The sequence below is a fragment of the Paracoccus gahaiensis genome (assembly GCF_005048225.1).
Taxonomy (GTDB): domain Bacteria; phylum Pseudomonadota; class Alphaproteobacteria; order Rhodobacterales; family Rhodobacteraceae; genus Paracoccus; species Paracoccus gahaiensis.
In genome coordinates, this window is sequence record NZ_SUNI01000008.1 from 1 (window position 1) to 16,623 (window position 16,623).

Sequence of the window (16,623 nt, forward strand, 5' to 3'; positions counted from 1 at the left end):
GAATTTCCTCGTTCGTTCAACGACGATCCCGTTCTCGCGCATCAGTCGCCCGACCCTGCGGTGCCCGACATCGACCTCGACTTCCTTCAGTTCCTCTGTCATCCTGGGGCAGCCGTAGCTACCCAGGCTCAGTCGCAACTGCTCCTTGATGTGCGCCAGAACCACCATGTCCATGTGCTGCCTGCGGCTGGCAGGGCGGCTACGGAAAGCCCGCAGCCCGCGGGGGCTGACATTCATCACCCGACACAGCCGGTCGATCGGGAAAGCCCCGCACTGTTCTTTAACGAACCGGAACCTCACAGCTTTTGGCTCGCGAAGAACTGGGTGGCTTTTTTTAGGATGTCCCTCTCCTCGCGAAGTCTGCATTTCTCACGCCGAAGCCGGTCGTTTTCAAGCGCAAGTTCGCGATCCTCATTCGACACCACATCTGTGTCACCATGCGTCGTGATCCACTTGTTCAGCGTCGACATCCCAATCCCAAGATCATCAGCGATCTGTTTGCGTGAGAGCCCGCTGGTCAGGGCGATCCGCACCGCATTCTTTCGAAATTCATTCGTCCTGGCCGTGCCCATAGTTCATCTCCTTTGCTGCACATTATGCTATCAAAGGAGCGGCACCAAACCGCGACAGGTCCACTGCCTGATCGTCTCAATGTCCAGTGGCCGGAAACGGTTGCGCTCTCTGATGTAGGCAATATCCTTCTCGTCGAGCCTGACAAGCTTGGAGACGACGAGGTCTTCGGGAGAAGGTGCGATCGCGGTTACGGTCGCCGCGCCCATCTGGACCGCCAGATGGATGACGCGATCCTGCCAGCCTAGAGGAAGGGTTGCAGTGTTGGCGTCTACACCATCAATGTAAAAGCCGTGCGCATCGTGAAACATTGAGCCCCAACCGAAAAGGGCGTTGATCTCCTCTGATGCCTCTTCACCCGGGTTCTCCGCTTCCCAGCCAAGCCAGTTGATTGGATAGGCATCGATCTCCCCTGAGGTTCTCATTAGAATGGGGGCCTCCGGCCATTCCAGAAGGACTGACTGGCTGCCGATAATGACAACGGTGTCGGGTTGGAAATGTGTCGCAAGCGCACGAACGGCGCGCTTGAGATCTTCGATCGTGCGGACGTCACTCACCTAGTAAGTGCGCCCTGCTTGATTGTCTCGCGACCCTTCTTGGCGACCTTCCAGATCCGCTTGCGGAACGTAGGATCCTGCAGGCCGGCCACTGTCGAAAAGGGGCTGCTGATGCGCAGGCGTTCCATCTTCTTTGATCGCGAGGTGATCGTGCGGCGGACCTCGCCGGGCATCAGATCAAGGATCTCAAGCCATTCTCGATTGCTACTCAGCGACAGGGGACCTGTGGTTAGATTGCGTTTGACCGCCTCGATCAGCTCGGGCTGGTGCGAGATACGACGAGCAATCAGGCGGTGCATCAGCAACTTCGCCCGGTCGTTCACCATCTCCGTGTTGACCTTCTGGTAGGTCATAGCATGCCCTTCAGCACAAAAACTCCGAACACAGATAAGCATTCCATCCGGTTTCGGGCAAGACCCGTTGGATTAGTCATGCCGTTAGCGACCATGGTCGCAGCAACTTATACCAGCTTTGCTTGAGAAACAGACCCGTCAGAGCAGTTAAATGTTTCATTTTAAACGATCTCATAGATCCTGGCGCGTTCGCGCTCCTGCGACAGGACTGATCCTGGGCGACGCCGAGCCCGCGAGGTACACACTCGTGCCCGAGGGTCAGCCATGGCTCGTATCGGCGGACCTATCGTGGCAGGGATTGACCCGTGTCCCAATCGAAGGACTATGAGCACCCGGAACTGAGCGAATCTGTTCAGCACAAGAACAGGTGCAGGAACAGGGGTTGGCATATGGCACGAAATGGGATCGCAGCGCACCAGGGGTGCAGAGGCACAGCACCCCTGCTGAGTTTGGTGGCGGGGATCGCGTGTGCCTTGGCAGCGACGACTACCGCCGCCTCCGCACAGTCGACCGGCCCTCAACTTCCTCTGACTACGGATCAGACCCTGGCCCTGCTTCCCGATCCGGAAAGCTATCGGCTGATCATCCTGGACGAAGGTTTGACACCGGAGGCGGTGCAGGAGATCGGCACCATGATCATCGACAAGCTGGGCGAAGACCATTTCTTCGGGGCGGTTGCCGCGCATGTGCCCGAGAACTCGCAGCAGCTGGCGATCCGTATCCGCGCCAAGCTGCACTCGCTGAAGGCGGCCGAGCAGGCTGCGCTGAGCGATTGCGAGGAGGAACGCACCGAGGCGGCCTCGCGCTGCCGACTGATTGGCCAGATCGTCCCGGAAGAGTGGGACGCGGACACCCCGCAGCTGTCTCACGATGTGATGTATGCACTGGAACGGGGTGCCGATGAGCTGGATGGTCCAATCTATGTGGCGCGATCGCGCCAAACGGCGGCCTGGGCCATCTGGGGTGGCGATGACACGCGCCAGTCGGCTCTGGATGAATGCAACGCAGCCGTGCGTGCGACAGGAACCGAACCCGATTGCGACATCGTCGTGGACGACACGCCCTGATGGTGGGTGATGCTGAAACCGGGCGGAAGGACCATGAGGGATCGGATCCGACCTCCGACTGTCGTGCCGATGTCTGATTATCTTGGCAGCCTCGGGATCGTCGTCGTGTCCTTGGTCCTGGGCTCGGGCCTCGGTCTTGGTGGGGCATTGATCGCGCTCGAGACCGCGACAGGTGATACCCGCGGGGGTGAGCTGCTGTTTCTGGGGCTTGTGACCATCGTCGGGGCCGGCCTTGGCTTCGTTGCAGGACTCGTGCTCGCGTTTCGCTGGCTGATATCCCGCAGGAACTGCCCCTGCAAACCTGCCGCGTGACCGTGCTTGAAAGGCGGTCAGGACCGTCTGCCCGGCTGCCCGCAGGGTTGATGAAGGAATACAGCGCGCCAGGGTGCAGTTACTGTCGATAGATCCATGACCAGTCGATAGTAACTGTCAGTCCTCAGTGTCTCAAACGCGCATCTTACGGCAGGCTCATGGAAATGTGCATCAGACCGACGGCGCCTGATCCTGCCGCAAGCGGTGCCGCGTGTGCAGTATCGCCTGTGTTTCCTGCAGCTCGGCAGCCTGCCGGACAGCGTCCCAGCCCAGCACATCGGCGCATAGCCCGGCAATTAAGATCAGGTCGCGCCTCGACAGCCGCCCCGTGACCGCCAGCGCGGTGCGGCGCATGACCAGATCGGGCAGATGGACGACCTGCTCGGTTCGGATCAGGTACTCAAGCTCGGGCAGGCTGTGATCGCTGTCGGCCAGCATCCGGGGCGCGGGTCCCTCGGCTTTTAGAAGGTCCGCCGCAGCAGCGCCATAGCGTGCCAGCAAAACCATGGCGCGCAGGGGAGTGGCACCGCTGGCTGCGGCCTGATCCTGCGCCCAAGCCGCGGGGTCGGGGGGATAGCCGCGACCGCCGCCGATGGGCAGCAGCCGCGTGTCCACCGGGCGGCTCCGGTCCAGCCGGGTCAGGATCATGTCCGAGACCTCTTCGGCAAAGCCCCGGAAGGTTGTCCATTTCCCCCCGACCAGCGAGATGATGGGCCAGCGGCGCGCACCCTCCGGCTCGGCCACCGGGGCGGAATGGTCGCGGCTGATCAGCCCCGGATTGGCCGCATCCGAGGCGGGCAGGGGCCGGATGCCCGAATAGGCATAGACGATCTGGTCGCGGTCAAAGCGCAGCCCTGGCAGCAGCCCGGTCAGCGCGCCCAGGAAATAATCGATCTCGGCATCGTCGCACATCACCTGATCGGGATCGTCCGCGCGGATGTCGGTCGATCCGACCAGCGCCCGGCCCAGATAGTCGAAGACCAGACAGATGCGCCCGTCATCGGCCTCGAAATAGATCATCCGCCCGTTCAGCGCCGCCAGCAGGCCGGGATGATCCATGAGAATATGCGACCCCTTGGTGCCGCCGATCAGCGTCGTGGGCGCGCCGAGCGCCGCGTTTACCCGGTCGATCCATGGCCCTGCCGCATTCACCACCACGCGCGGACGCAGGGACAGCCGGCCCGAGGGTCCGTCCAGATGCACCACCTGGCCATCCGTCCCGACAAGCGCGGTGTGGTTCAGCGCGCGAGCGGCGGGATGGGCGCGCAGCCCGTCCGCGACCAGTTCCCAGACCAGCCGCTCGGGCAGGGTGACGGTGGCGTCGTAATATTGCCCGGCGGCGCGGATGCGCGGCGTCAGGGGCGGGATCTCCTGCAGGGCGCGGGCGCGCGACCAGATCTGATGGCGCGGCATGACGCGGTGCCGGCGGCCATAGAAATCATACATCGCCAGCCCGGCCGTCATCAGCAGCGCGCCCCGGCTGCGCGGCGCGGTGGTCGAACCCATCAGCGTGCGCAGGGCCGCGCCGATGCCCTGAAACCACGAGAACATCGGGATGACGGTCGGCAGGGGCCGGACCAGATGCGGCGCATTCTTCAGCAGCAGGTTCCGTTCCAGCGTGGATTGGGCGACCAGACGCAGCTCCCCGGTTTCCAGATACTTGATGCCGCCGTGGATCAACCGCGAGGGCGCCGCCGAGGTGCCGCCCCCGTAATCGCCCTTGTCGGCGATCACGCAGGTCAGCCCCTGTTCGCACAGATCGCGGAACAGTCCCGCCCCGTTGATGCCCGCGCCAAGGATCAGCACGTCGATCTCGTCGGTCATGACCACTCCTGCAAGGCGTCGATCCGGGGCCAGAGCGGCGCCATCGCATGGCCCAGATCGGCGTAAACCCCATAGCGCGTGGCCAGTGCGGCGCTGCGTCCGGAATCGGGATGCCAGGTCCGGGTTGCGGACGGCTCGGGGCCCTGGGTGGGCGCGGCAAAGATCCCCACCCCCGTGCCCGCGCACAGCGCCGCACCCCATGCCGCCGCCTCGTCCATGGCCGAGGTCGTGACGGGCATCTGCAGCACATCCGCGAACAGCTGTGCCACCAGCGTCGCACGCGACAGCCCGCCCGTCAGCCGGGCACGGGTGAAGGCGAAGCCGTCGCGCAGCGCGTCGACATGCTGGCGGTGGTTGAAGGCGATCCCCTCGATCACTGCGCGCAGCAGGATGCCGCGATCCTGCCAGCCGCGCAGCCCGAAGAATGCCGCGCTGGCCTGTGGCCCCTGCGGGGCCCCGAACAGATAGGGATGAAAGATCGCGGTCGAGGATCGTGCCATCGCCGCTGCAATCTCGGGGATGATCCGGGCCGCGAAGACGTCGCCCTGCGCCTCGGCTGCCGCGCGGTCGGTGGCGCAGAGCGTGTCGAGAAACCAGTCGTAATTCGTGGCCGAGGCTGGCGAGATCGACATCGCGTTCCATTCGCCGGGACGGATGCCATTGCGGCAGAACCAGCGCGGATCGCTGCGGGGGGTGCGCGTCACCGTTTCGTTGATCGAATAGGTGCCGGCGACTATGGCGACCGTGCCGGCGTCGTATCCGCCCGAACCAAGCGCGGATGCGGTCACGTCATGCAGCCCGGCCACGACCGGCGTGCCGGGGGCCAGTCCGGTCAGCGCGGCGGCGGCTTGGGTGACATGGCCCACCACCTGATCGGGCAGGGCGATTTCAGGCAGGGGCAGTCCCGCCAGCCCGAAGATTGCCGGGATATCGGGCGCATAGGCTTGCGTCAGAACATCGGTGAAGGCGGTGCTGGCCTCGGTCAGGTCGGTGCCGATCCGGCCCGTCAGGCAAAAGGTCAGCCAATCCTTGCAGGCCAGCACATGGCCTATGGCGGCGAAACGGTCGGGATCATGATGGCGCAGCCAGCAAAGGATCGCCGACGGGGCCGAGGCATGAGGCATCTGCCCGGTCCGCGCCAGCGCCCGGTCCGTTGTGCCGTCCAGCCGCCAGTGATCGGCCAGCGCGCCCGCGCGGCTGTCCAGTGACAGGATGCCGGGGCCAAGCGGCGCGCCGCTGCGGTCCAGCAGATAGAGTCCGTCGCCATGCGCGGTCGCGGCGACGGCGGCGATATCCGAAGCCGGGCGCTCGCAGGCGGCCAGGGCGTCGGCAATGGCGGCGGCGGTCTGGCGCCACAGATCGACCATGTCGCGTTCGACATGGCGGGGCCGGGGCATGGATTGGGCCACACGGCGGCGGGCGGTGGCCCGCACGCGACCGGTCTGGTCGAAGATCACCGCCTTCGTGACGGTCAGCCCGCTGTCGATGCCAAGGATCAGTGTCATGACACACCTGCCATCGCCCTCGGACCGGCGGCAGGCAGGACGCCTTGCGAGCGCGGGAAAGGGGTCATGTCACGCATGGGGATCATCGAAGGATCGGGGGACGGTGGCCCGCCCCCCCGGCCTGTGGTCACTGGTCCAGAACGAAGGGCGCGCTATAGGCGTCCACGTTCTCGGGGGTGATCATCAGGCAATCGAACAGTTGCTTCTCCGCATCCGCCCCGGTCTCTCCGGTCTTGATGAAATTGTCGGCTTGCCGGACGGCTTCCTCGGCAAAGATCGCGACCGGCTGCAGGACGGTATAGGCCATTTCTCCGGCCCGGACCGCTTCGACAGCATCGGGGCTGCCGTCGAAACCGCCGACGATCACGCCGTCCAGCTGGCCTGATTCCTTCAGCGCGGCGATGGCGCCCAGGGCCATCTCGTCATTGCCGGAAATTACCCCGGTCACGTCCGGATTGGCCTGCAGCAGAGATTGCATGCGCTGATAGCCCTGCGTGCGGTCCCAGTTGGCGACCTCTTGACCGACCTTCTCGAATTCCGGATACTGGCTCAGCACCGTCTCGTACCCGTTCGAGCGGGTCTGGGCGTTGTTGTCGGACGGTGCGCCGAACAGCTCGACGAACTGGCCACCCTCTTCGCCCATCGCCTCGACCCAGGCCTGCGCGCCAAGGGCCGCGCCTTGGGCGTTGTTCGACACCAGCTGCGCCTTGGCCAGACCTTCCTGATTGATCTCGGCATTCACCAGAAAGACCGGGATGCCCGCATCGACGGCCTTCTGGACGGCACCGACCGAACCGTCCGCATTGGCCGGATCGAGGATGATGGCAACCGACTGGTTGGTGATCGCGGTGTCGATCAGGGTGCTTTCGGTGTTGGTGTCGCCGCGATGGGCGGCCACGTTGGCGGTATAGCCCAGCTCCTCGGCGGTGGCCTTGGCGACCTCGCCCTCGGTGAACCAGTAGGGGTTGGCCGGATCGTTCACGATCACGGTGATCAGCCCCTCGGCCCAGGCCGATCCGGCCATCAGCGGCACGGTGGCCACGGCAGCCATCAGCATCCGGCGCGTCATCTTCATCATGGTTCTCTCTCCCTTGTCGTGTGGTGGTGTCCCGCCCGGCCCTGATCGGGGGTCCGGGTAGGGTCGATCCGGGGTCAGCCCTTGCGCGGGCCGCCGCCGTATTGAAGCGAGTTCATCAGCACGGCCAGCACGATTACCGCGCCGGTGAATACCGTCTGCCAGTAGGAACTGATCCCGATGATCACCAGACCAGCCGACAGAAAGCCGATCACGAAGGCCCCCAGCATCGTGCCGCGCACATTGCCGCGCCCGCCGGTCAGGGCGGCGCCGCCGATGACGACGGCGGCGATCGCCGTCAGCTCGTAGGTCGTGCCCGCCGTGGGGCCTGCAGAGGTCAGCTGCGAGGCAAGGACCAATCCCGCCACCGCCGCCAGCGCGCCCGACACTGCATAGACGGTGATCTTGACGCGGCGCACGGGCACGCCCGACAGTTCCGCAGCGCGCTCGTTCCCGCCCGAGGCATACAGCCACCGCCCGAAGGCCGACCGCGCCAGCATCAGCCCGGCGGCCAGCGCCACGACGGCCAGCACGATCACGCTGATCGGAACGCCACCGATGCGGTAGAAACCCAGCCAGTTGAAGCCGGTATTGCCCAAGGCCTCGGACCCGCGCAGGTTGTTGTAGGTCAGCCCGTTGGTCATCAGGAGCGCGACGCCCCGTGCCACATACATGACCCCAAGCGTCGCGACGAAGGGCGGCACCTTGAAGATCGCGACCAGCACGCCGTTGACCGCGCCCACGGCGGCGCCGACGCACAGGGTCAGGACCACGACCGCCCAGACCGGCGGGTACAGGATGACGCCAAGCGCGTCGATCTCGACCCCCTGCATCAGCGCTCCCGCGACCACGCCCGACAGTGCCAGGATCGACCCTACCGACAGGTCGATTCCGCCGTTCAGGATCACCAGCAGCATGCCCACGGACAGGATGCCGTAGATCGCCACCTGAGAGGACATGATCAGCAGATTGCCGACCGTGAAGTAGTTGGGCGACAGGACCGAGAAGACCGCGATGATGGCGATCAGCGCGAAGAAGGCGCGCCCCTCCAGCAGCAGGCGGCCGATGTTCAGGGACCGGGGCTTGGCGGGGGCGGTCGTGGTGGTGGCGGACATGGGTTCCTCCCTCTCGCGCGTCATGCGGCCACGGACTCGCCCGAGGCGGCCATGATCTGTTCCTTGGACACGCTGCTGTCGAATTCGGCCGAGATGCGGCCCTTGTGCATGACGATGATGCGGTGCGCGATGGACAGGCATTCGCTGACTTCCGAGGTCGAATACACCACCGCCAGCCCCGATTTCGCCCCCGTCGCCAGCAGGCGGAACACCTCGGCCTTGGCGCCGATGTCGATCCCGCGCGAGGGCTCGTCCAGCAGGATCACCCGGGGCTGCGTCGCCAGCATCTTGCCGATGACGACCTTCTGCTGGTTGCCCCCCGACAGCGACCCGATGGCGGCATGCCCGCCCGAGGTCTTGACGGTCACCTGCCGGATGCTGTCATCGACCAGGGCGCGTTCGTCGCGGCGGCTGGTGAACAGCCCCCGCGTGAAGCGCCCGATCGAGGCGAGCGACAGGTTCTGCCCCACGCTCATCGTCTGAACCAGGCCGTCGCGCTGGCGATCCTCGGGGACCAGCGCCAGCCCGCGCGCGATCCGTCCGGCAATGCTGAGATGGCTGATCTCGTGCCCGTCGAGCACGACCTGCCCGGCGGTGGCGCGCAGCCGGCCCGCGACGGTTTCCAGCACTTCGGTGCGGCCCGCGCCCATCAGGCCATAGATGCAGACGATCTCGCCGGCCCGCACATCCAGATCAAGGCCCCGCACCAGATCTTGCCCGGTGGCATCGGGCACCGACAGGCCCCGGATCGACAGCGCGACCTGACCCCGTTCGGTGACCGGGGGCGATCCCAGATCGTAATTCTCGCCCACCATGTTGCGCACGATCCATTCCAGATCGATCTCGGCGCGGGGGGCATAGGCAGTCATCACCCCGTCGCGCAGCACCACCGCATGGTCGGTGATGGTCAGCGCCTCTTCCAGATGATGCGAGATATAGACGATGCTGACGCCGCGCGCGGTCAGGTCGCGGATGACCTTGAACAGGACCTCGACCTCGGAGGCGGACAGGGCGCTGGTCGGTTCGTCCATGATCAGGATGCGGCTGTCCACCGAAAGGGCGCGGGCGATTTCCACGATCTGCTGCTGACCGAGGCGCAGGTTCTCGACCGGGGTCAAGGGGTGGATGTCCTCTTCCAGTTCGGTCAGCAGGGCGCGGACCTGCCGTTCCTCTTCGGCGAAGTCGACGCCGGTGGGGCCGGTGATCTCTCGTCCCATGAAGATGTTGTCGCGCACCGACAGATTCGGGGCCAGCGACAGTTCCTGATGGATGATCGAGATGCCCCGGTCGCGCGCCTCGTTGGCATTGGCAAAGCTGACCGGCTGGCCGTCCAGCACGATCTCGCCCGAGGTGGGCTGGATGACCCCCGACAGGATCTTCATCAGCGTCGATTTGCCGGCGCCGTTCTCGCCGAACAGCGTGGTCACATGACCGCGATGGATGTCAAAATTGACGCCCTTCAGTGCATGGACCTGACCATAGGACTTGGCGACGTTTCGGGCGGCCAGGACCGCTTCGGGCGCCGTCTTCCGGGGGGCGGTCATTCGACCTCCAGCGCGACGGGGGTGATCAGCCAGTTCGACGGATTGATCAGCCGGAAGGCCCCGGTGACGGTGATCTGCCGGCCCGCCAGGGCGGTGGTGTCGACAGGCTCCAGAACCTGGGCCAGCATGGCGCGATTGATGCCGGATCCCGCATCCTGATATTCGATCTGGTTGCGGAAGGCACCGAAGGCGATGTCGCCAGGCGCGTCGCGCAACTCGGTTCCGTTGATCGCCGGGCCGGTCTGGACGCGGATGCGCAGATCCTCGGGCAGGCCCTCGACGGTGACGGGATAGACGCCTGCGCGCGGCTCTCCGGCGGTGCCGGTCAGCGTGACCATCAGGATCGCGCCGGTCGAGGCCGGGGTGCCGTATTCGGCCACCGCCGCCTCCTGATCCGCCGCGATGGCCGTGGCCAGCTCGGTCGCCGGGACGGCACGTTCGATCACCACATCGCGGATGCGGGGGAATGCGTCCGTGCCATAGGCAGCGGCGGAAAACGCCTGCTGGCGGGTGTCGGTGTCAGATCCGACCTGAACCACCGTGGTGTCCAGCGCAATGGCGGCCAGCACCGCCACGCCCAGGGCCACCGTCACGATCTGGCCCCGGCGCGAGGGGGCGGGCGCCTTTGGCGCGGTCTGCAGGCTGTCTCTCATGGGAGGACCTTTGCGTAAGGCATGGTTGTGCGCATCGAAGGCGCGATGCCCTGCGGGCACAGTTCTGTCGCGATGGTTTTCCTCATCCCTTCCGGCCTCCCCTCCGGTCGATTCGCGCTGCGGATGCTGCAAGTTGCGGCGAATCCGCGCATCTTGGAGTGCTGCGCTTAAAGATACCGTAACTGAAATAAATTCCTATGTCCGTAAAAAAATACGTTTCCCGAGGGCCAATCGTGATATAGACAGAGGTCAAGGACAGGGGTGGCCAAGGCCGCACCTGATGGGAGGGGGCATGACCACACAGCAGGGCGACGTCCTGATCGGCGTTGATGCGGGCACCTCGGTCATCAAGGCGGTGGGGTTCGATCTGTCGGGCCGGCAGCTGGGCGCGGCCTCGGTCCCGAACCGCTATCATGCGGACGGGCAAGGGGCGGTGACGCAGGACATGGCGCGGACATGGGCCGATTGCGCGGCGGCGCTGCGCGGTCTGGCCCATCATGTGCCGGGTCTGGCCGCGCGCACGGCGGCGCTGTCGGTGACGGGGCAAGGAGACGGCACATGGCTGATCGGTTGCGACGGCCCCGTCGGCGATGCCTGGCTGTGGCTGGATGCCCGCGCCGCCCCCACCGTCGCCCGGCTGGCGGCGGGCCCGCAGGACCGCCTGCGATTCCTCGCGACCGGGACCGGGCTGAACACCTGCCAGCAGGGGGCGCAGATGGCCCATATGCAGGACCATCACCCCGAACTTCTGGGCCGGGCCGAGGTGGCGCTGCATTGCAAGGACTGGCTATATCTGAACCTGACCGGCATCCGCGCCACCGACCCGTCCGAGGCCAGTTTCACCTTCGGCGATTTCCGCACCCGCCTGTATGACGATCAGGTCATCGCCGCGCTTGGCCTAACGGCGCGGCGCGGGCTGTTGCCGCCGATCGTGGACGGGACGCAAACCACCCATCCCCTCAGCGCCGATGCCGCACGGATGACCGGGCTGCGGGCAGGCACGCCGGTCAGCCTAGGCTATGTCGATATGGTGATGACCGCGCTTGGCGCGGGCGTGGTGGGCGGGACGGGCGATGTGGCCTGTTCGACCGTCGGATCGACCGGCGTGCATCTGCGGGCGGTGACTGCGGAGCGCGTGCATCTGAACGATGCGGGCACCGGTTATGTGATTTGCCTGCCGATCCCGGGCGTCGTCACGCAGGTTCAGACCAACATGGCCGCGACCCTGAACCTTGACTGGGTGCTGAGCCTTGCCGCCGGGATCATGTCCGACATGGGCACTCCGGTCACCCATCGCGATCTGGTGGGCTATCTGGACGGCTGGCTGGGCGCGGCCCTGCCGGGGCAGATCCTGTATCATCCCTATATCTCGGAGGCGGGCGAGCGTGGGCCCTTTGTCGATGCCGGCGCCCGGGCGGGGTTCATGGGCCTGTCGGCGGGGCACCGCTATCCTGATCTGGTCCGCGCCGTGGCCGAAGGGCTGGGGATGGCGATGCGCGACTGCTATGCTGCGATGGGCCCCCTGCCGTCCGAGCTGCGCCTAACCGGCGGCGCGGCGCGGTCCCCGGCCCTGCGCGCGATCCTGTCGGCCAGCCTGGGCGCGCCGGTCCGCGTCTCGGCCCGGGACGAGGCCGGGGCGGCGGGGGCTGCGATGATGGCCGCCGTGGCCATCGGGGCCTATCCCGACATGCCGGCCTGCATCGCCGAATGGGTCACGCCGCTGCTGGGGGCGCCCGAACCCCCCGACCCGGCGCTGGCCGCCACCTATCACCGCCTCTATCCCGCCTTTGCCGCCTCGCGCCGGATCATGCCAGCAACCTGGCAGGCGCTCGCCCGCCTGCGCGAGGCGCAACCCGGCCTCGTGCCGTCGTCGAAAGGACCGCAAGATGACCATTGAGACCGAGACCGTCGATCTTTTCGTGATCGGCGGAGGCATCAACGGGGCCGGCATGGCCCGCGACGCCGCCGGACGGGGCCTGTCGGTCGTCCTGTGCGAAAAGGACGATCTGGCGCAAGGCACCTCGTCCCGCTCCGGCAAGCTGGTTCACGGGGGCCTGCGCTATCTGGAATACTACGAATTTCGGCTGGTCCGCGAGGCGCTGATCGAACGCGAGGTGCTGATGAACGCCGCCCCGCATATCATCTGGCCGATGCGCTTCGTGCTGCCCCACAGCCCCGACGACCGGCCCGCATGGCTGGTCCGGTTGGGGCTGTTCCTGTACGACAACCTTGGCGGGCGCAACAAGCTGCCCGGCACCCGCACGCTGGACCTGCGCCGCGATCCGGTGGGCGCGCCGCTGCTGGACCGCTATCACAAGGGGTTCGAATACAGCGATTGCTGGGTCGATGATGCGCGTCTGGTGGTGCTGAACGCCGTCGATGCGGCGGAAAAGGGCGCAACTGTCATGACCCGGACAGCCTGCATCTCGGCCCGGCGCGAGGGCGATCTGTGGGCGGTCACCACCCGCGACACGGTCACGGGGGAGGAACGCCGGTTCCGCGCCCGCTGTCTGGTCAATTGCGCAGGCCCCTGGGTCAGCGACATCATCACGCGCGTGGCCGGATCGAACTCTGCCCGCAACGTGCGACTGGTCAAGGGCAGCCATATTATCGTGCCTAAGTGGTGGGACGGCCCCAATGCCTATCTGGTGCAGAACCACGACAAGCGCGTGATCTTCATCAACCCCTACGAAGGGAACATGGCGCTGATCGGCACCACCGACATCGCCTATGAGGGCCGGGCCGAGGACGTGACCGCCGACGCGGCCGAAATCGACTATCTGCTGGCCGCCGTGAACCGCTATTTCAAGGAAAAGCTGCGCCGCTCGGATGTGCTGCACAGCTTTTCGGGGGTCAGGCCGCTGTTCGATGACGGGCAGGGCAACCCGTCGGCGGTGACGCGCGACTACGTCTTCGATCTGGACCAGACCGGGGGGGCGCCGCTGCTGAACGTCTTTGGCGGCAAGATCACCACCTTCCGCGAGCTGGCCGAACGCGGGATGCACCGCCTGACCGACCTCTTCCCGCAGATGGGGCCGGATTGGACCGAAACCGCGCCTCTGCCGGGAGGAGAGATCGCCAATGCCGATTACGAAAGTTTCGCCAACCTGCTGCGCGAGCTGCACCCCTGGATGCCCCGGGATCTGGTCCGCCATTACGGTCGGCTTTACGGCGCGCGCACGAAGAATGTCGTGGCCGGGGCGATGAACCTTGCGGCGCTTGGCCGCCATTTCGGTGGGCAATTGTACGAGGCCGAAGTCCGTTATCTCGTCGCGACCGAATGGGCCGAGACGCCTGAAGACATCCTGACCCGCCGCACCAAGCATTACCTGCACCTGACCTCCGACGAACAGGCAGCCTTTGCCGATTGGTTCAACGGATCGGATCTGGCGCGGGCCGCCTGAAGGACATGCCATGCCCCTGACCCTGTCGCTGAACACCAACCCGCTGGTCAACCGTTACGCGGAACCCGACGATCTGATCGACACGGTCGCACGCGACCTGAAGATCCGCGATCTGCAGCTGACGCATGAATTCATCAACCCTAGCTGGCCCGCTCCGGTGATCCGCCGCCTGACCCGCGCCATGCGCGCGGCCCTGGATCGCACAGGCGTGCGGGTGACCAGCGGCATGACCGGTCCCTATGGCCGCCTGAACCATTTCGGCCATCCCGATGCCGATGTGCGCCGGTACTATATCGACTGGTTCAAGAGTTTTGCCGACATCACCGCCGATCTGGGCGGGACCTCGATCGGGACGCAGTTCGCGATCTTCACCTATCGCGACTTCGACGAAGCTGCCCGGCGCGAAGATCTGATCCGCATCGCCATCGACGCATGGGCCGAAGTCGCCGATCACGCCAAATCCGCCGGGCTGGATTATATCTTCTGGGAACCGATGAGCGTGGGCCGCGAATTCGGCGACACCATCGCCGGGGCCATGGCCCTGCAGGACCGGCTGACCGCGGCGGGCATGGCGGTGCCGATGTGGATGATGGCCGATATCGACCATGGCGACGTGACCAGCGTCGATCCCGATGATGTCGACCCCTATGCCTGGGCGCGTGCCGTGCCGCGCGTCAGCCCGATCATCCATATCAAACAGTCACTGATGGACAAGAGCGGCCACCGCCCTTTCACGACCGAGTTCAACGCCCGCGGGCGCATCCAGCCCGAACCGCTGTTGGCGGCGCTGGCCGAGGGTGGCGCGCGGGACAACGAAATCTGTCTGGAGCTAAGCTTCAAGGAGCGCGAGCCGAACGACCGGCAGGTGATCGCCCAGATCGCGGAAAGCATCGCCTTCTGGGCACCACATATCGACACCGGCGCGGATAAGCTGAATAGCTGACGAGTCCGACAACAACTGCCACGGGAACACCCCCCATGCCAACGAACTTCGCCTTTGCCACCGCGACCTTGGTTCCGTACGGGCGCGGCCAGGCGGACCTGGCCCCGGCCCCTGACGAGTCCTTGGGGGCTGTGTGATGCGGATTCATGGCAAAGATGCCACACGCAGCACGGGACTGGCGCTACCGGCGGATCGTTCGTGCGCCACGGGCCTGCCAAGGCTGAACGCCCAGTGCAACGACGGCGCGGCGCAGTCGACTGCGGCCGGTTCGTTGTCGATGAAGGCCAATCCGGGGTCCCTTCCGGTCCACGATCCTGCCGCCCAGATGTGGTCGGCGGGCTGATGTCGCGGCGCGGTCCTGTTGATCCCGAACAGAGTCTGGCGATCCGGGCGGCATGGCTGCATTACGCGGGCGGTTTGACGCAGGCGGCGGTCGCCAAGCGGCTTGGCCTGCCAAGCGTCAAGGCCCATCGCCTGATCGCCCGCGCTGTGGCTGAGGGCGTCGTCAAGGTCAGCATCGACGGCGAGATCGTCGAATGCGCCATGCTGGAGGATCAGTTATGCGCCCGTTTTGGGCTGCAATCCTGCGAGGTTGCCCCCGATCTGGGCGAAGAGGGGTTGCCGCTGCGCGCCCTGGGGCTGGCGGGCGCGGCCTTTCTGCGCCGGGAGATCGAGCGCGGCGACCATAAGGTCATCGGTCTGGGCCATGGCCGTACGCTGGCGGCGGCGGTGGCGCAACTGCCGCGTTTTGACGCCAGCGCGACGCGCTTCGTGTCGCTGCTGGGTGGGCTGACACGGCATTACGCTGCCAATCCGCATGATGTGATGCACTCATTGGCAGAAAAGACCGGCGCGCAGGCCTTTGTGCTGCCGGTGCCGTTTTTTGCCAATTCCGAAGGCGACCGTGCGGTACTCTTGTCCCAACCTGGCGTGCGCGACATCTTTGATCTTTCGAACAGCGCGACACTGAAATTTGTCGGCATGGGCACCGCAGATGCGGGGGCGCAACTGGTCGCGTCAGGCATGATCGAGCGGCGCGAGATCGCCGAGATCGCCGCCGCGGGCGGTTTGGGGGAGATGATGGGACATTTCTTCGACGCGGCTGGTCAGGTGCTGCACACGACGCTCAGCGCGCGCACCCTGTCGGTCGATTTAGACCGGGGTAATGATCACCGGATCGTGGTCATCGCCGGCGGCCCGCAAAAGCTGGAGGCGATCCAGGCCGTGCTGAAAAGCGGCCGCCTGTCCGGGTTGATCACTGATGAGGTGACGGCCCGCGGGCTGATCGACCCCCTTAGCCGATAATCAAGCCATGACTTGAAATGGGAGGTGCCGGGACAAAGCACGTATCGGTCGTTTCTACTCAACCTCGCGTCCGCAAGGCGCGGCCGTAAACCACCTGTGGCCCTAAAAGATGTCTATCGACCTAGGAAACCAAGTTCAGCTTGAGGCGAAGTGGGAGCCATACAAGCCGGTTAACAGGATGCCCTGCGGACGCCAGCTTTGCGCTGCTTATGACTGCGGCTCGGCCAATGAGAGTTCGCAGATTATATTAAGCGGAGTCGGCTCAAAACTGACGGAATGAGCTGCTGCCGGTTTTGTGGACGGCAGGTTAAGCTAGCATAGCGCGCGCCTCGAACTCCATTGGGCTGAGGTAGCCCAGTTTCGAATGGCGCCGCCGCGGATTGTAGAAGCGTTCGA

The 16,623-nt window shown here is 65.6% G+C and carries 15 protein-coding genes and 1 pseudogene; 6 read left to right on the forward strand and 10 right to left on the reverse strand.

Annotated elements, in window-relative coordinates; genetic code table 11:
* From FA743_RS10330 to FA743_RS10340, 3 genes and pseudogenes are all read right to left on the reverse strand, one after another.
* Nucleotides 1-572 (reverse strand): annotated as a pseudogene (locus FA743_RS10330) (IS3 family transposase); the annotation flags it as partial.
* 30 nt (nt 573-602) lie between these two features.
* Nucleotides 603-1,127, reverse strand: a complete 525-nt coding sequence (locus FA743_RS10335; RefSeq protein ID WP_211242241.1) for a DUF6036 family nucleotidyltransferase — start codon at nt 1,125-1,127, stop codon at nt 603-605.
* On the reverse strand, nt 1,124-1,480 hold the full coding sequence (locus FA743_RS10340; protein ID WP_136886035.1) for a hypothetical protein: 357 nt from the start codon (nt 1,478-1,480) through the stop codon (nt 1,124-1,126). The genes FA743_RS10335 and FA743_RS10340 overlap by 4 nt, the downstream gene beginning before the upstream one ends.
* 473 nt (nt 1,481-1,953) lie before the next feature.
* Here FA743_RS10340 and FA743_RS10345 point away from each other — a divergent pair, with 473 nt between their 5' ends.
* Nucleotides 1,954-2,547, forward strand: coding sequence for a hypothetical protein (locus FA743_RS10345; protein WP_136886036.1), 594 nt, complete (start codon nt 1,954-1,956; stop codon nt 2,545-2,547).
* Nucleotides 2,548-2,616: 69 nt separating this feature from the next.
* The gene (locus FA743_RS10350; protein ID WP_136886037.1) at nt 2,617-2,859 is read left to right on the forward strand and encodes a hypothetical protein; all 243 of its coding nucleotides are present in this window, start codon (nt 2,617-2,619) and stop codon (nt 2,857-2,859) included.
* Between the two features lie 171 nt (nt 2,860-3,030).
* Here the strand turns inward: FA743_RS10350 and FA743_RS10355 are convergent, their stop codons facing one another.
* The 6 genes from FA743_RS10355 to FA743_RS10380 all read right to left on the reverse strand — a co-directional run bounded on the left by FA743_RS10355 (nt 3,031) and on the right by FA743_RS10380 (nt 10,575).
* Complete coding sequence (locus FA743_RS10355) at nt 3,031-4,683, reverse strand: glycerol-3-phosphate dehydrogenase/oxidase (RefSeq protein WP_136886038.1); 1,653 nt, start codon at nt 4,681-4,683, stop codon at nt 3,031-3,033.
* Nucleotides 4,680-6,188: an FGGY-family carbohydrate kinase gene (locus tag FA743_RS10360; protein ID WP_136886039.1), complete on the reverse strand. Its 1,509-nt coding sequence runs from the start codon at nt 6,186-6,188 to the stop codon at nt 4,680-4,682. Before FA743_RS10360 ends, FA743_RS10355 begins: the two co-directional genes overlap by 4 nt.
* Before the next feature lie 127 nt (nt 6,189-6,315).
* Nucleotides 6,316-7,266, reverse strand: a complete 951-nt coding sequence (locus FA743_RS10365; RefSeq protein WP_246054919.1) for a D-ribose ABC transporter substrate-binding protein — start codon at nt 7,264-7,266, stop codon at nt 6,316-6,318.
* A gap of 74 nt (nt 7,267-7,340) precedes the next feature.
* Nucleotides 7,341-8,378, reverse strand: a complete 1,038-nt coding sequence (locus FA743_RS10370) for an ABC transporter permease (RefSeq protein WP_136886040.1) — start codon at nt 8,376-8,378, stop codon at nt 7,341-7,343.
* Nucleotides 8,379-8,398: 20 nt separating this feature from the next.
* On the reverse strand, nt 8,399-9,922 hold the full coding sequence (locus tag FA743_RS10375; protein ID WP_136886041.1) for a sugar ABC transporter ATP-binding protein: 1,524 nt from the start codon (nt 9,920-9,922) through the stop codon (nt 8,399-8,401).
* On the reverse strand, nt 9,919-10,575 hold the full coding sequence (locus FA743_RS10380; RefSeq protein WP_136886042.1) for a DUF2291 family protein: 657 nt from the start codon (nt 10,573-10,575) through the stop codon (nt 9,919-9,921). Before FA743_RS10380 ends, FA743_RS10375 begins: the two co-directional genes overlap by 4 nt.
* Nucleotides 10,576-10,867: 292 nt before the next feature.
* On the opposite strand from FA743_RS10380, the gene FA743_RS10385 reads away from it, so the two are divergent.
* The 4 genes from FA743_RS10385 (at nt 10,868) to FA743_RS10400 (ending at nt 16,227) form a co-directional block, all read left to right on the forward strand.
* A complete protein-coding gene (locus FA743_RS10385) occupies nt 10,868-12,472 on the forward strand; it encodes an FGGY-family carbohydrate kinase (protein ID WP_136886043.1) in 1,605 nt (534 codons plus the stop codon).
* The gene (locus FA743_RS10390; RefSeq protein WP_136886044.1) at nt 12,462-13,979 is read left to right on the forward strand and encodes a glycerol-3-phosphate dehydrogenase; all 1,518 of its coding nucleotides are present in this window, start codon (nt 12,462-12,464) and stop codon (nt 13,977-13,979) included. The genes FA743_RS10385 and FA743_RS10390 overlap by 11 nt, the downstream gene beginning before the upstream one ends.
* A gap of 10 nt (nt 13,980-13,989) precedes the next feature.
* Nucleotides 13,990-14,922, forward strand: a complete 933-nt coding sequence (locus FA743_RS10395; RefSeq protein ID WP_136886045.1) for a sugar phosphate isomerase/epimerase family protein — start codon at nt 13,990-13,992, stop codon at nt 14,920-14,922.
* Nucleotides 14,923-15,264: 342 nt separating this feature from the next.
* Nucleotides 15,265-16,227 (forward strand): sugar-binding transcriptional regulator, encoded by a 963-nt coding sequence (locus FA743_RS10400; RefSeq protein WP_136886047.1) that lies wholly within the window; start codon nt 15,265-15,267, stop codon nt 16,225-16,227.
* Nucleotides 16,228-16,534: 307 nt separating this feature from the next.
* On the opposite strand, the gene FA743_RS20850 is transcribed toward FA743_RS10400, so the two are convergent.
* Nucleotides 16,535-16,623: IS3 family transposase (locus FA743_RS20850; RefSeq protein WP_342774384.1), on the reverse strand; the 89-nt coding region annotated here is incomplete at its 5' end.